The organism is Acidimicrobiia bacterium, from assembly GCA_035651955.1.
Lineage (GTDB): Bacteria > Actinomycetota > Acidimicrobiia > IMCC26256 > JAMXLJ01 > JAMXLJ01.
Window position 1 is genome coordinate 13,036 of the sequence record DASRES010000084.1, and the last position, 15,435, is coordinate 28,470.

The 15,435-nt window shown below is 73.4% G+C and carries 10 protein-coding genes; all 10 read left to right on the forward strand.

Going from position 1 to position 15,435, the window contains the following annotated elements:
- Positions 1-57: 57 nt before the first annotated feature.
- On the forward strand, positions 58-1,728 hold the full coding sequence (locus VFC33_17995) for a carbamoyltransferase C-terminal domain-containing protein (protein HZR15132.1): 1,671 nt from the start codon (positions 58-60) through the stop codon (positions 1,726-1,728).
- A complete protein-coding gene (locus tag VFC33_18000; GenBank protein ID HZR15133.1) occupies positions 1,725-3,269 on the forward strand; it encodes an HAD-IIIA family hydrolase in 1,545 nt (514 codons plus the stop codon). Before VFC33_17995 ends, VFC33_18000 begins: the two co-directional genes overlap by 4 nt.
- The gene (locus VFC33_18005; GenBank protein ID HZR15134.1) at positions 3,266-4,372 is read left to right on the forward strand and encodes a glycosyltransferase family 9 protein; all 1,107 of its coding nucleotides are present in this window, start codon (positions 3,266-3,268) and stop codon (positions 4,370-4,372) included. Before VFC33_18000 ends, VFC33_18005 begins: the two co-directional genes overlap by 4 nt.
- Entirely contained in the window at positions 4,369-5,307 is a 939-nt protein-coding gene (locus tag VFC33_18010; GenBank protein HZR15135.1) for a glycosyltransferase, read from the forward strand. The genes VFC33_18005 and VFC33_18010 overlap by 4 nt, the downstream gene beginning before the upstream one ends.
- A complete protein-coding gene (locus tag VFC33_18015) occupies positions 5,304-6,527 on the forward strand; it encodes a glycosyltransferase (GenBank protein HZR15136.1) in 1,224 nt (407 codons plus the stop codon). The genes VFC33_18010 and VFC33_18015 overlap by 4 nt, the downstream gene beginning before the upstream one ends.
- Positions 6,527-7,159 (forward strand): SIS domain-containing protein, encoded by a 633-nt coding sequence (locus tag VFC33_18020; protein ID HZR15137.1) that lies wholly within the window; start codon positions 6,527-6,529, stop codon positions 7,157-7,159. Before VFC33_18015 ends, VFC33_18020 begins: the two co-directional genes overlap by 1 nt.
- Before the next feature lie 63 nt (positions 7,160-7,222).
- Complete coding sequence (locus VFC33_18025; protein HZR15138.1) at positions 7,223-9,241, forward strand: alpha-1,4-glucan--maltose-1-phosphate maltosyltransferase; 2,019 nt, start codon at positions 7,223-7,225, stop codon at positions 9,239-9,241.
- Positions 9,241-12,612, forward strand: a complete 3,372-nt coding sequence (gene treS / locus VFC33_18030; protein HZR15139.1) for a maltose alpha-D-glucosyltransferase — start codon at positions 9,241-9,243, stop codon at positions 12,610-12,612. The genes VFC33_18025 and treS overlap by 1 nt, the downstream gene beginning before the upstream one ends.
- Complete coding sequence (locus tag VFC33_18035) at positions 12,609-14,540, forward strand: 4-alpha-glucanotransferase (protein ID HZR15140.1); 1,932 nt, start codon at positions 12,609-12,611, stop codon at positions 14,538-14,540. Before treS ends, VFC33_18035 begins: the two co-directional genes overlap by 4 nt.
- Positions 14,540-15,435: alpha-amylase family glycosyl hydrolase (locus tag VFC33_18040; protein ID HZR15141.1), on the forward strand; the 896-nt coding region annotated here is incomplete at its 3' end. The genes VFC33_18035 and VFC33_18040, both read left to right, overlap by 1 nt.

Below are 15,435 nucleotides of genomic sequence, written 5' to 3' on the forward strand. Positions count from 1 at the left end.
CGAGCCGCTTCTCGGGGGTAGTCGGCGGACGCCACACCGTGTGATCGAGGAGGGCTCATGGCGTCGGTGCTCGGGGTGAACGCCGTGTTCCACGACCCCGCGGCCGCGATCGTCGTCGACGGCGAGATCGTCGCCGCCGCGGAAGAGGAGCGGTTCAGTCGCAGGAAGCACGGCAAGCCACCGGTGCCGTTCTCGACGTGGGAGCTCCCCGAGGAGTCGGCGCGCTGGTGCCTCGAGCGCGCCGGCATCGCGCCGGACGAGCTCGACGCGGTGGCGTACTCGTACGATCCCGCGCTCGCCGCGCCTGTCGGTCCCGATCTGGTGGACGACGGATGGGAGGGGCTGCGCTCGCTGTTCGTGCAGCGCGCACCGCTGTTCCTGAAGTCCGCGCTTCCCGGTCTCGACCCCGGCATCGTCCGGTTCGTCTCGCACCACAGCGCGCACGCGGCCTCCGCCTACCTCGCCGCGCCGTTCGACTCGTGCGCGGTGATGGTGTGCGACGGCCGTGGTGAGCGGGGCTCGTACCTGGGCGGTCACGCCGTCGGCGGCGACCTCGACATCCTGGCGACGGCGGCGCTCCCCCACTCGCTCGGGCTCATGTACGAGGAGGTCACCGAGCACCTCGGCTTCCGCCGCTCGTCCGACGAGTACAAGGTGATGGCGCTCGCGTCGTACGGGCGCCCGCTGCACCTCGACGCGCTTCGCGGCGCGGTGCAGCTCACCGCCAACGGCGCCTTCACGACCGCGCCGATCGACTGGTCGAGCTTCACCGCGCCGCACAGGCCGGGACGCGGCCACGAGCGCGAGTGGAGCGACGACGAGGCGGATCTCGCCGCGAGCGTGCAGGCCGTGCTCGAGGAGACCCTGCTGGGGCTCGCGCGCTGGCTCCACGAGCGGACGGACGAGCGCGCGCTCGTGGCGGCCGGTGGCGTCGCGCTGAACTGCGTGGCGAACAGCCGTGTGCTGCGCGACGGCCCGTTCGCGGAGATGTGGGTCCAGCCCGCAGCCGGTGACGCCGGGACCGCGCTCGGGGCGGCGCTGCACGTCGCGCACGCGCTCGGCGACCACATCCGGCCGATGCCCAGCGCGGCGCTCGGACGCGAGTGGAACGACACCGAGATCGGTGAAGCGCTGCGCGTCGCGGACGTCGCGCACGCGCGCGCGCGCGACATCGCCGAGACCGTCGCGGAGGAGCTCGCGAACGACGGTGTGGTCGCGTGGGTGCAGGGCCGCAGCGAGTGGGGTCCGCGCGCGCTCGGACACCGCAGCCTCCTCGCCAACCCGACGCGCGCCGCGAACCTCGAGCGGCTCAACGACATCAAGGGGCGCGAGCAGTTCCGCCCCGTCGCGCCGATGGTGCTCGCCGATCGTGCGGCGGCGATCTTCGACGGGCCACTGCCGAGCCCGTACATGCTGTTCACGCACCAGGTCCGGCCCGAGTGGCGGCACCGCATCCCGGCGGTCGTGCACGTCGACGGCAGCGCGCGTGTGCAGACCGTCGACCGCGACGAGGATCCGCTGACGGCGCGGGTGCTCGAGGAGTTCGAGCGCCGCACCGGCGTTCCCGTGCTCGTCAACACGAGCCTCAACACCGGCGGGCGGCCGATGGTCGACTCGCCGCGCGACGCGCTCGAGTGCTTCGGCTCGACCCCGGTCGACCTACTCGCCATCGGCCCGTACGTGCTGCGCCGCGCGGGCAGCAGGACTGCACGGACGGAGGCGGCGTGACGACGCCGTCGTTCGACGTCGTCGTGCCGACGATCGGGCGCGCGTCGCTCCGCGCGCTGCTGGAGTCGCTCGCGGCCTCCGACGGTCCCCGGCCAGGAGCCGTGATCCTCGTCGACGACCGGCGCGACCGCGCCGCCGCGCTCGCGCCGCTCGACGGGCTCGGCTGGGTGGCCGACCGCGTGCGTGTCGTCGCAGGACGCGCCGCCGGTCCGGCGTCGGCGCGGAACGCGGGCTGGCGCGCCTCGTGCGCCGAGTGGGTCGCGTTCCTCGACGACGACGTCGTCGTCACGCCGCGGTGGCTGGCCGCGCTGGCGGGCGACCTCGCGGCCGCAGCCGACCCGATCGCGGGGACGCAGGGGCGCGTCGTGGTGCCACTCCCGCGCGGGCGCCGCCCGACCGACTGGGAGCGCAACGTCGCGGGACTCGAGCGCGCGTACTGGGCGACGGCCGACATGGCGTACCGGCGCGCCGTGCTCGCGCGTGTCGGCGGGTTCGACGAGCGGTTCCCGCACGCGTACCGAGAGGACGCCGACCTCGCGCTGCGCGTGCTCGACGCGGGCTCCGACCTCGTGCGGGGACGCCGGCAGGTCCTCCACCCCGTGCCGCCCGCGAACGTGTGGACGAGCGTCCGCCTGCAGCGGGGCAACGGCGACGACGTGCTCATGCGCGCGCTGCACGGCCCACACTGGCGCGACCGCGCGCACGCGCCGGCCGGGCGACTCGCCCGTCACGCGGTCACGGTGGCCGCGGCGGCGCTCGCGGCGGGCGCGCGGGCGACCCGCCACCGTCGCGTCGCAGCCGCGGGCGCGGTCGCGTGGGTCGCAGGCACGTCCGATCTCGCCTGGGCGCGCATCGCTCCCGGCCCGCGCACCGCGCGCGAGATCGCGACGATGGTGGCGACGAGCGCGCTGCTGCCGTTCGCAGCCGTCACGTACCGGGTCCGCGGCTACGCGACCTTGCGGTCCCGGCTCGCGGACCGCGAGCGCGCACCGCAACCCGTCCGTGCGGTCCTGCTCGATCGCGACGGGACCCTCGTGGTCGACGTGCCCTACAACGGCGACCCGGCTCGGGTCCGTCCCATGACCGGTGCGGCGGACGCGCTCGCGCGCCTGCGTGACGCGGGCGTCGCACTCGCGGTCGTGTCGAACCAGAGCGGCGTCGCGCGCGGGATGGTCACACCCGACCAGGTGGCGGCGGTCAACGCGCGCGTCGACGACGAGCTCGGACCGCTCGGCCCGTTCTGCGTGTGCTCGCACGGCGACGACGACGACTGCGCGTGCCGCAAGCCGAAGCCCGGCCTCGTCCTCGAGGCCGCGCGCCGGCTCGGGGTGCGCCCACAGGAGTGCGTCGTGATCGGCGACACCGGAGCGGACGTCGACGCGGCCCGCAACGCGGGCGCACGCGCGATCCTCGTCCCGAACGCCGCCACGCGCGCCGAGGAGATCGCGGCGGCGCCCGTCGTCGCGAGCGACCTGGCGAACGCGGTCGACCTGCTGCTCGGGGCGGCGGCCACCGACAGCCGCGAAGAGGTGCCGGCATGACGGGCGCGCGTCGCGTCCTCGTCGTACGGGCCGACTCGCTCGGCGACGTGCTCCTCGCGGGACCGGCCGTGCGCGCGATCGCGACGTCGGGCGCGTCGGTGACGATGTTGTGCAGCCCGGTCGGCGCAGCCGCGGCCCGGCGGCTCCCCGGCGTCGACGACGTCGCCGTCCACCGACTGCCGTGGATCGACGCCGATCCGGAGCCGGTGGCCCGCGACGCGATGGACCGACTCGTCGACGACCTGGCCGCCCGCGACTTCGACGAGGCGTTCGTGCTGACGTCGTTCCACCAGAGCGCGCTACCGACCGCGCTCCTGCTGCGGATGGCGCACGTCCCGGTGATCGCGGCGGTGTCCGAGGACTACCCGGGCTCGCTCCTCGACGTCCGCCATCCGGATCCCGGGGACGTGCACGAGGTCGAGCGCGCGCTCTCGCTCGTCGGGTCGCGCGGATACCGGCTCCCGCCGGGCGACGACGGCGCGCTGCGGATGCGCCGCCGGCGCACGCGCACCGAGCTGGATCTCGGGGGCGACCCCTATGTCGTGGTGCACCCGGGGTGCTCGGTCCCCGCGCGCACCTGGGCACCCGACCGCTTCGTCGCGCTCGTCGACGCCCTGGTCGCGCGCGGCTACGACGTCGCGGTGACCGGCAGCGAGCGTGAGCGCTCGCTGGTCGGGCGGGTCGCGGCCGGTCCTCGACCGCACGTGCGTCCGTTCGGCGGGTTGCCCGAGCTCGACGACCTCGTCGACGTCGTCGCCGGCGCGGCCGCGATCGTCGTCGGCAACACGGGCCCCGCGCACGTCGCGGCCGCGGTGGGCACGCCGGTCGTCTCGTTGTTCGCGCCGACGGTCCCGGCCGCGCGGTGGCGACCGTGGCGGGTGCCGCACGTCCTGCTCGGCGACCAGACCGTCGCCTGTGCGGGATGCCGCGCGCGCGTCTGCCCCGTGGCCGGGCACCCGTGCCTGTCGCGGGTGTCCGTCGACGACGTCGTGCGCGCGCTCGAGGAGCTCGGCGTGCTGCCTTCCCGGGGCACCGAGCTGCCGGAGGTCGTCCTGCGCGAGGCCGGGCTGCCCGAGGCCGCCCTGCCGGAGCTCGTCCCGTGAACGTCTTCGCCTGGCACGTGCACGGGTCGTGGATGACCGCGTTCGTGCACGGCCCGCACCGCTACCTCGTGCCGGTCGTCCCGGACCGGGGACCGGACGGGCGCGGGCGCGCGCAGACCTATCCGTGGCCCGAGGGCGCGGTCGAGATCACGCGTGACGAGGCGCGCGACGCGCCCGTCGACGTCGTCGTCCTCCAGCGCCCCGAGGAGGTCGAGCGCGCCGCGGCGTGGCTCGGCGGCCGGGTGCCGGGTCGCGACGTCCCCGCGCTGTACGTCGAGCACAACGCGCCGCAGGGTCGCATCGCGGACATGCGTCACCCGATCGCGGAGCGCGATGACATCACGCTCGTCCACGTCACACACTTCAACGCCCTGTTCTGGGACGCGGGCCGCGCGCCGACCCGGGTGATCGAGCACGGCATCGTCGACCCCGGCTACCGCTACACGGGCGAGCTCGACCGCATCGCGGTCGTGATCAACGAGGCGCGCCGGCGCGGGCGGGTGACGGGCACCGACCTGCTCGCCCGGTTCGACGCCGTCGCGCCCGTCGACGTGTTCGGGATGGACGCCGGCGCGCTCGGCGGCATCGAGGACCTGCCGCAGGAGAAGTTGCACGGCGAGATGGCGCGCCGGCGGGTCTACGTCCACCCGGTCCGGTGGACCTCGCTCGGGCTGTCGTTGCTCGAGGCGATGCACCTCGGGATGCCCGTCGTCGCGCTCGCGACGACCGAGGTCCCCGAGGCGGTTCCTGCGGACGCCGGCGTCGTGTCGAATCGGATCGACCGGCTCGTCGACGCGGCCCGCACGTTCACGTCGGACCACGACGCCGCGACCGCGGCCGGCCTGCGCGCGCGCGAGTACGCGCTCGAGCGTTACGGCCTTCCCCGGTTCCTGCGCGACTGGGACGCGCTGCTGACGGAGGTCAATTCACGATGAGGATCGCGATGGTGTCGGAGCACGCGAGCCCGCTCGCGATGCTCGGCGGCGTCGACGCGGGCGGCCAGAACGTCCACGTCGCGTCACTCGCGTCCGCGCTCGGTCAGCGCGGCGCGCACGTCGTCGTCTACACGCGTCGCGACTCGCCCGAGCTGCGACACCGCGTGCAGCTCGGCCCGTCGGTGTGGGTCGAGCATGTCGACGCCGGGCCGCCCGAGCCGATCGCGAAGGACGAGCTGTTCGTCCACATGCCGGAGTTCGCGCACCATCTCTCGCGGGCGCTGCAACAGCGACGGCCGGACGTCGTGCACGGCCACTTCTGGATGTCCGGCTGGGCGATGCTGCGCGCCGCCGCGCCCCTGCGGATCCCGACGCTGCAGACGTTCCATGCGCTCGGGAGCGTGAAGCGCGCGCAGCAGGGCGCCAGGGACACGAGCCCGCCCGAGCGGTGCGCGATCGAGGCCGACATCGTGCGCAACGTCGACCTCACGCTCGCCGAGAGCAACGAGGAGGTGTTCGAGCTCGTCCGCCAGGGCGGGGACCCGAACCGGATCCGCGTCGTGCCGAGTGGTGTCGACGTGCAGCTCTTCTCGCCGCGCGGCCCGAGCGAGCCCCGGGGCCGGGGCCGCCCCCGCTACCGCGTGGTCGTCGTGAGCAGGCTCGTGGAGCGCAAGGGCGTCGGCAACGTCGTCACCGCGCTCGCAGACGTGCCGGACACGGAGCTCGTGATCGCCGGCGGACCGGCGCGCGCGGAGCTCGCGACCCATTCGGAGGCGGTCCGCCTCATGGAGCTCGCGGCGCGTGCCGGGGTCGCGGACCGCGTCGAGCTGCGCGGCCGTCTCGACCACGCGTCGGTTGCCGCGTTGTACCGGTCGGCCGACGTCGTCGTGTGCGCGCCGTGGTACGAGCCGTTCGGCCTGGTCGCGCTCGAGGCCATGGCGTGCGGCGTGCCGGTGGTCGCGTCGGCGGTCGGCGGGCTCGTCGACACCGTCATCGACGGGCTGACCGGGCGGATGGTGCCGCCCCGGCGTCCCGACGTGCTCGCGGCGACGTTGCGCGAGCTGCTCGCGGACCCCGCAACGCGGCGCGAGCTCGGCGCCGCCGGTGTGCGCCGGGCGCGCACGCGCTACGCGTGGCCCAACATCGCGGCGGAGACCGCTCGTGCCTACCACCACGCGATGGTCGAGCACGCCGGGCTCGCGGCAGTGGGGGTCGGCTGATGACGACGACCGTCTCGCCGAAGGGCGCGCTGCACGAACGCGTCGGTCACGGTCACCTCGCCGCGCTCGTGCGCGCGCTGGACGCGCTCGTCGGCGACCTCGACCGCCTCGACCGTTGGGGCCGCACGCTCGCCGGCGTGCTCGTCTCCGGCGGTCGTCTGCTCGCGGTCGGCAACGGCGGGAGCGCCGCGCAGGCGCAGCACCTGACGAGTGAGCTCGTCGGCCGCTACCGCAGCGAGCGCGAGCCGTTGAGCGCGATCTCGATCCACGCCGAGACGTCCGCGCTCACCGCGATCGCGAACGACTACGGCATCGAGGAGGCGTTCGCGCGCCCGGTGCGCGCGCACGGGAGGCCGGGTGACGTGCTGATCGCGCTGAGCACGTCCGGGCGCAGCGCCAACGTGCTCGCCGCGATCCGCGCGGCGCGTGACCTCGGCATGACGACGTGGGCGATGACGGGGCACGGCCCCAATCCCGCCGTGCAGCAGTGCGACGACGCGCTGCTCGCCGACTCCCCGGTCACCGCGACCGTCCAGGAGGTCCACCAGGTCGCGATCCACCTGCTCTGCGAGGCCGTCGACCGGGAGCTGCTCGCACTCCGCGCGATCGATGGATCCGGAGGAGGTGGGTAGAACCCCCTCTCGATGAGAGGCGAGGCCCCTGTGTCGACGCGCGCCCCCGATACCGTGGACGGGATGGTCCCGACGGACGACGCGCGCGCGACGCGGTCACCGCCGCCACGCGTCGTCGTCGAGGACGTGCGCCCGCAGGTCGACGGCGGGAGGTTCGCGGCGAAGGCGATCGCGAGGGACCCGCTCGACGTCGAGGCCACCGTGTTCGCCGACGGCCACGACGAGCTGCGCGCGCGAGTTCGTTACCGTCGCGCGGGCGAGACCCGCTGGCGTGAGGTCGAGATGGACTCGCTCGGCAACGACCGCTGGCACGCGCGTGTCACGCTCCCGGAGGTCGGACGCTACGAGCTCACCGTGACGGGATGGGTGGACGCCGCGCGCACCTGGCGACGGGACCTCGAGAAGCGCTTCGACGCGGGCCAGGACGTGGCGAACGACCTCGCCACCGCTGCGCAGCTCGCCGAGGACACGGCGCGCCGGTGCCGCGGCGCGGACGGCGACACGCTGCGCGGCTGGGCGAAGCAGCTGCGGGATCGCACGACGCTGGACGACGTGAGCGAGCTCGACGAGCTCGTCGCGCTCCTCGACCGTCACCCCGACCGGATGCAGGCGACCGAGCCCGACCACGTCCTGCCGCTCGTCGCGGACCGTGAACGGGCCGCGTGCTCGGCGTGGTACGAGCTGTTCCCGCGCTCGGCGTCGCCCGACCCCGACCGCGCGGGGACGCTCGCCGACGTGACCGCGCGTCTCGACTACGTCGCGGAGCTCGGCTTCGACGTGCTGTACCTGCCGCCGATCCACCCGATCGGCGAGACGAACCGCAAGGGTCGCAACAACGTCGAAGTGGGTGAGCCCGACGACGTCGGCAGCCCGTGGGCGATCGGCAGTGCCGCGGGCGGGCACACCGCGATCGACCCGCAGCTCGGCACGTTCGACGACTTCGACCGTCTCGTGGCGCGCGCCGAGGACCTCGGGATCGAGGTCGCGCTCGACCTCGCGTTCCAGTGCTCCCCCGACCATCCCTGGGTCCGCACGCACCCACAGTGGTTCCGCCACCGTCCCGACGGGTCGATCGCGTACGCGGAGAACCCGCCCAAGCGGTACCAGGACATCTACCCGATCGACTTCGAGAACGAGGATTGGCCCGCGCTGTGGCAGGCCCTGCGGGACGTCGTCACGTTCTGGATCGATCGAGGCGTACGTGTCTTCCGGGTCGACAACCCGCACACGAAGCCGTTCGCGTTCTGGCAGTGGCTGATCACGACGGTGAAGGCGGACCACCCGGACGTGCTGTTCCTCTCGGAGGCGTTCACACGCCCCGCCGTGATGCACCACCTCGCGAAGCTCGGGTTCTCCCAGTCGTACACGTACTTCACGTGGCGCAACGCGCGGTGGGAGATCGAGGAGTACTTCACCGAGCTCACGACCCCGCCGGGCAACGAGTACTTCCGGCCGAACGTGTGGCCGAACACGCCCGACATCCTCCACGAGTACCTGCAGCACGGAGGCCGGGCCGCGTTCACGGCGCGGCTGCTGCTCGCCGCGTGCCTCAGCGCGAACTACGGGATCTACGGGCCCGCGTTCGAGCTCATGGAGCACGTCGCGCGCGAGCCGGGCAGCGAGGAGTACCTCCACTCCGAGAAGTACGAGGTGCGCCACTGGGACCTCGACCGGCCCGACAGCCTCCGCTGGCTCATCGCGCGCGTGAACGCCGTCCGGCGCGCGCACCCGTCGCTGCGGCGCGACCGGAACCTGCGCTTCCACCCGACGGACAACGACACGTTCGTCTGTTGGAGCAAGCGGACGGACGGTGCCGTCCCGGGCGCCTGGGGCGCGGGTGACGACGTCGTCCTCGGGATCGTGAGCGTGGACCCGCACAACCGGCAGTCCGGTTGGGTCCACCTCGACATGCCCGCGCTCGGCCTCGACTGGGAGGACTCGTTCGAGGTCCACGACCTGCTGACCGACGCGCACTACCACTGGAACGGCCCGCACAACTTCGTCGCGCTCGACCCTGGCTCCGTCCCCGCGCACGTCTTCGAGATCCGGCGCACCACGCCCCGCGAGCCCGGCGCGCGCTGATGGCCGTCGCGACGCGGTCACGGCGGCACGTCACGCTCGGCCGCGACCCCGAGTGGTACCGCGACGCGGTCATCTACGAGCTCCACGTCCGCGCCTTCCAGGACAGCGACGGGGACGGCATCGGCGACTTCCGCGGCCTGACCCGGCGACTCGACTACCTGCAGGACCTCGGCGTCACCACGCTGTGGCTCCTCCCCTTCTACCCGTCGCCCCTGAAGGACGACGGGTACGACATCGCTGACTACACGGGCATCCACCCGGCCTACGGGACGCTGCGCGACTTCCGGCAGTTCCTCGACGCCGCGCACCGGCGCGGGCTGCGCGTCATCACCGAGCTCGTCATGAACCACACCTCGGACGAGCACCCGTGGTTCCAGCGCGCGCGGCATGCGAAGCCCGGGAGCCGGTGGCGGGACTTCTACGTGTGGAGCGACGACCCGGACCGGTACCACGGAACCCGCGTGATCTTCCAGGACTTCGAGTCGTCGAACTGGTCGTGGGACCGCGTCGCCAACGCGTACTACTGGCACCGCTTCTACTCGCACCAGCCCGACCTCAACTTCGACAACGCCGAGGTCCGCCGGGCGATGCTGCGCGTCGTCGACCACTGGCTGTCGATGGGTGTGGACGGGCTACGGCTCGACGCCGTGCCCTACCTGTTCGAGCGCGAAGGCACGAACTGCGAGAACCTCCCGGAGACCCATCGCTTCCTGCGCGACCTGCGCGCGCACGTCGACGAGCGCTTCGACGACCGCATGCTGCTCGCCGAGGCGAACCAGTGGCCCGAGGACGCGATCGCCTACTTCGGCGACGGCGACGAGTGCCACATGGCGTTCCACTTCCCGCTCATGCCGCGCCTGTTCATGGCGTCGCGCATGGAGGACCGCTTCCCCGTCATCGACATCCTCCAGCAGACGCCCCAGCCGCCGCCGGGCGCGCAGTGGGCCGTGTTCCTGCGCAACCACGACGAGCTCACGCTCGAGATGGTGACGGACGAGGAGCGCGACTACATGTACCGCGTCTTCGGGCACGACCCGGAGATGCGCGTCAACCTCGGCATCCGGCGGCGGCTCGCGCCGCTGCTGCAGAACCACCGCCAGAAGATCGAGCTGATGAACGGGCTGCTGTGCTCGCTGCCCGGGACGCCCGTCGTGTACTACGGCGACGAGATCGGGATGGGCGACAACGTCTATCTCGGCGACCGCGACAGCGTCCGTACCCCGATGCAGTGGAGCGCGGACCGCAACGCCGGGTTCTCGTCCGCGAACCCGCACCGCCTGTATCTGCCCGTCAACATCGACCCCGAGTACCACTACGAGACGGTCAACGTCGCGGCACAGCTCGACAACCCTGCGTCGCTGTTGCGCTGGATGCGTCAGCTGATCGCGCTGCGCAAGCGGTCGAAGGTGTTCGGCCGGGGGACGATCGAGTTCCTCTCTCCCGACAACCACCGCGTCCTCGCGTTCCTCCGCCGTCACGAGGACGAGCAGGTGCTCGTCGTGGCGAACCTGTCGCGCTTCGCGCAGTACGTCGAGCTCGACCTGTCGGAGTTCCGCGGGCTCGCGCCCGTCGAGCTGTTCGGGCAGACACCGTTCCCACCGATCGGTGAGTGGCCGTACCTGCTCACGCTCGGCCCGCACACCTTCTACTGGCTGTCGCTGGAGGGGACGCGCAGCGACGCCGTCGTCGCGGACGGCGACGGGCTCCCCCACCTCACGTTCGAGGCGGCGTGGCCCCGCAGCCTGGAGGGTCGCGGCGTGCGCTGGTTCGAGGCGGCGCTGCCGCGGATCCTGTCGTCACGGCGCTGGTTCGCGGGCAAGGCGCGGCGCGTCATGAGCACCCGCCTCGCCGACACCGTGCCGGTCGCGCTGGGCGACGGCGGCGAGCGCGTCCTCGTCGCGCTCGTCCGCGTCGAGTACGTCGACGGCGAGCCCGACATGTACGTCCTGCCACTCGCGTTCGCCGCGGGCGACGCGGGCGAGGCGGTGTGGCACGACCATCCGAACGCGGTGCTCGCGCGCGTCACCGTGCGAGGCGGTGAGGAGGGCGTGCTCTACGACGCGCACTGGAACCCCGGGTTCGGCCCGGCGCTCGTGCAGGGCATGACGCGGCGGCGGCGCTTCGCGGGGACCGGCGCGGAGCTCGCCGCGGTCGGGTACCCGCCGATCCAGGAGGCGCTCGGCGGCGAGTCGCCCGCCGACCTGCACGTGCAGGTCCTCCGCGCGGAGCAGTCGAACACGTCGATCCAGATCGGCGACCGGCTCATCGTCAAGACGTTCCGCCGCCTCGAGCCGGGCGTGAACCCCGAGCTCGAGATGGGACGGTTCCTGAACGAGCACGCGCCCGGGCTCGTCCCCGCGGTCGCCGGCTCGCTGGAGTACCGCGCCCGCCGGCGGGCGGCGACGACGGTCGCGATCGCGCACCGCTACGTCGCGAACGAGTCGGACGCGTGGACGCACACGGTCGGGGCGGCATCGCAGTACCTCGAGCGCGTCCCGGGCGTGACCGCGACACCCGAGGAGCGTCACGTCGACGCGCCGCCCGCCGCGCCCGCGCTCGACCTCGCGGGGCAGGACCCGCCCGAGCTGCTGGACGAGCTGCTCGGCGACTTCCTGCCGTCGGCGGAGGTGCTCGGCGCGCGCACGGCCGAGCTGCACCGCGCGCTCGCATCCGATCCGAAGGACCGCGCCTTCGCGCCCGAGCCCGTCAACGCGCTGTCACAGCGCGCGCTCTACCAGTCGATGCGCAACTCGGCGCGCCGCTCGATGCGTCAGCTGCGGCGCGCGCTCGGATCGCTCGCCGACACCGAGCGCGAGGAAGCGGAGAAGGTGCTCGCGTCCGAGGACGACGTGCTCGACCGGCTCCGCGGCGTCACGACCGTGGCAAGCGGAGTGCGCATCCGTCACCACGGCGATCTCCACCTCGGCCAGGTCCTGTCCACCGGCCGCGACTTCGTGATCATCGACTTCGAGGGCGAGCCCGCCCGCCCGGTCGCCGAGCGCCGGACGCGTCGGTCGCCGTTGCGTGACGTGGCGGGGATGCTGCGCTCGTTCCACTACGCCGCGTACGCGGGCTTGCGCGACCTCATCGCGCGTGGCGCCTCGCCGGGCGAGGAGCACGGCCGCCTCGCGCTCCGGCCGTGGGCCGAGGTGTGGGCCGCGTGGGTGTCGGCCGCGTTCCTCATGAGCTACCTCGACGGGATGGAGACGACGGGCCTGCTCCCGACGCCGCGCGAGCAGCTGCGCGTCTGCCTCGACGCGCACGTGTTGGACAAGGCGCTGTACGAGCTCGGCTACGAGCTCGGCAGCCGGCCGGACTGGGTCGGCATCCCGCTCACCGGGATCCTGTCGATCCTGGAGGCACGTCCGTGACGCGCACCGCGACACGGAACGTGCCGCGCGATCTGCGCAGGCTCGCCGACAGCTGGGGCGTGCTGCGTGCGTACACCGGCCAGGACGGCACGCGCGTGCAGGTCGGTGTCGACGCGCTCGTCGGCGTGCTGCGCGCGCTCGGCGCGCCGGTCGAGCGGGTCGACGACGCCGGCGACGCCCTGCTCGCACGAGACGCGACGCGCGCGCAGACGCTCGTTCCCATGGTGACGGTCGCGTGGGGTGACGCGGCGCCGGTGATCGACGTCCGGACGACGGGCGACGAGCGCGTCGCGCTCGAGATCGAGACCGAGGCCGGAACGGCATACGCGATCACGTCGGACGAGTGCCGTGTCGAGCGCTCCGTGTGCGAGGAGGTCGACGGCCGGGCGAGCCTCGTGCGGTCGCTCGCGCTGCCACGCACGCTCCCGCACGGCGTGCACACCGTGCACGTACGCGCGGGCACGCGCCGCGCCTCGGCGACCTTGGTGTGCGCGCCCGCGCACGCCGCCAACGACTGGCGCGCGCGTCGATGGGGCGTGTTCGCGCCCGTGCACGCGCTGCGCACCGCGCGCGACGACGCGGGACCGGGCGATCTGCGCGACCTCGGCACGCTCGCCGCATGGGCCGCCCGTCACGGCGGCGCGGTCGTCGGCACGCTCCCGCTGCTCGCCGCGTACCTCGACGAGCCGTACGAGCCCAGCCCGTACGCGCCCGTCAGCCGCCGGTACTGGAACGAGCTGTACGCGGACGTGCGCGCGCTGCCCGGGGGCGACACGACCCGTCCGACGATTCCCGCGCACGACGGGCTCGTGGACCTGCGCGGCGCGTACGCGCAGCGACGCGCGGTCCTCGAAGCCGCGGCCCGCGACGCCGACGTGACGTCGTACGTGCGCAGCGACCCGGGCGTCGAGCGGTACGCACGGTTCCGCGCCGAGCGCGAGGCGCGCGAGGACGGCGCAACGACCGAGGCGCGCGCCCGCTACCACGTCTACGCGCAGGCCGTCATGCACGAGCAGCTGACCGAGCTGACCCGCACGCTCGACGCGCGCGGTCAGGCGCTGTACCTGGACTTCCCGCTGGGCTGCCACCGCGACGGCTTCGACGTGTGGGACGAGCCGGGTGCGTTCGCGCCCGAGGTGAGCGTCGGCGCGCCGCCCGACGGCTTCTTCGCGTCCGGACAGGACTGGGGCTTCCCGCCGTTGCACCCCGAGCGGAGCGCCTGCGGCGGTCATCGCTACTTCGCGGAGTGCGTCGAGCGGCACCTCCGCTACGCGCGCGTGCTGCGCGTCGACCACGTCATGGGACTGCACCGCCTGTGGTGGATCCCGCCCGGTCACGACCCTGCTGACGGCGCGTACGTCCGGTACCCGTTCGACCAGCTCTACGCGCGCCTGTGCCTGGCGTCCGAGCGGTATGGCGCCGCGCTCGTCGGCGAGAACCTCGGCACCGTGCCACCGGAGGTGAACCGCGAGCTGCGACGGCACCGCATCGGCGGGATGCACGTCGCGATGTTCGACGTCGACGCCGAGGCGCCCGGTGGCATCCGACCTCCGCCGCGCGGCTCACTCACGGCGCTCGACACGCACGACACCGCGACCTGGGCGGAGTTCTGGGCCACGACCGACGGCCGCACTCGCGCGGCCCTGACGCGCGCGCTGCGCGACGAAGGTCTGCTGCGAGGTGACGAGACGGACGAGCGCGACGTGCTGCGCGCGGTGCTCACGCTGCTCGCGCGCAGCCGCGCCGCGGTGCTCCTCGTCGCGCTCGAGGACCTCTGGTGCGAGCGCGACGCGCAGAACGTGCCGGGCACGGTCGCGCCCGAGAACTGGCGCCGGCCCGCCGCCCACGCGCTCGACGAGCTCGACGACGTCCCCGGTCTCGTCGAGCTGGTGCGCGCCGTGCAGCAGGCCCGGGGAGGGAGTCGCTGATGCAGTCAGGATCACACTCGCCCGTCATCACCGCCGACGACGTCCATCTCTTCAACGAGGGCCGGCACTTCCGGCTCTACGAGAAGCTCGGCGTCCACCGGCTCGGCGACGACGACGACCGTCGCCAGGTCGCGGTGTGGGCGCCGAACGCGGACGCCGTCTCGCTGGTCGGCGACCTCAACGGGTGGGATCCGCACGCGCATCCCCTCGCGCCGAAGGACACGTCGGGCATCTGGACCGCGACGATCGACGGCCTCGGCCCCGGCTGCCGGTACAAGCTCCGCATCCGGGGTCGCAACGGCTACGCGGTCGACAAGGCGGATCCGTTCGCGTTCGCGACCGAGGTCCCGCCGCTGACGGCGTCGGTCGTCGGCGATCTCGACTACACGTGGGGCGACGACGCGTGGATGCGTACTCGTGGCGAGCGCCAGACGCTCACGTCGCCGATCACGATCTACGAGGTGCACCTCGGCTCGTGGTGCCGGAAGCCGGACGGGACGTCGCTGTCGTACCGGGAGGTCGCGCCCGCGCTCGCGGACCACGTGTGCGCGATGGGGTTCACGCACGTCGAGCTGCTCCCGATCATGGAGCACCCGTTCTACGGCTCCTGGGGCTACCAGACGACGAGCTACTTCGCGCCCACGAGCCGCTACGGGACGCCGCAGGACCTCATGTTCCTGATCGACCACCTCCACCGGCGCGGCATCGGCGTGCTGCTCGACTGGGTGCCGTCGCACTTCCCGTCCGACGAGCACGGGCTCGCGTACTTCGACGGCACGCACCTGTACGAGCACTCCGACCCGCGCCTGAGCCAGCACCAGGACTGGGGCACGTTCATCTTCAACTACGGCCGCAAGGAGATCAGCAATTTCCTCATCAGCAACGCGCTGTTCTG

Excerpts from the sequence above, each read along its gene's own strand:
- VFC33_17995 (HZR15132.1), top strand. The coding sequence starts at position 58 with ATGGCGTCGGTGCTCGGGGTGAACGCCGTGTTCCACGACCCCGCGGCC.
- VFC33_18005 (HZR15134.1), top strand. The coding sequence starts at position 3,266 with ATGACGGGCGCGCGTCGCGTCCTCGTCGTACGGGCCGACTCGCTCGGC.
- VFC33_18015 (HZR15136.1), top strand. The coding sequence starts at position 5,304 with ATGAGGATCGCGATGGTGTCGGAGCACGCGAGCCCGCTCGCGATGCTC.
- VFC33_18020 (HZR15137.1), top strand. The coding sequence starts at position 6,527 with ATGACGACGACCGTCTCGCCGAAGGGCGCGCTGCACGAACGCGTCGGT.
- VFC33_18025 (HZR15138.1), top strand. The coding sequence starts at position 7,223 with ATGGTCCCGACGGACGACGCGCGCGCGACGCGGTCACCGCCGCCACGC.
- treS (HZR15139.1), top strand. The coding sequence starts at position 9,241 with ATGGCCGTCGCGACGCGGTCACGGCGGCACGTCACGCTCGGCCGCGAC.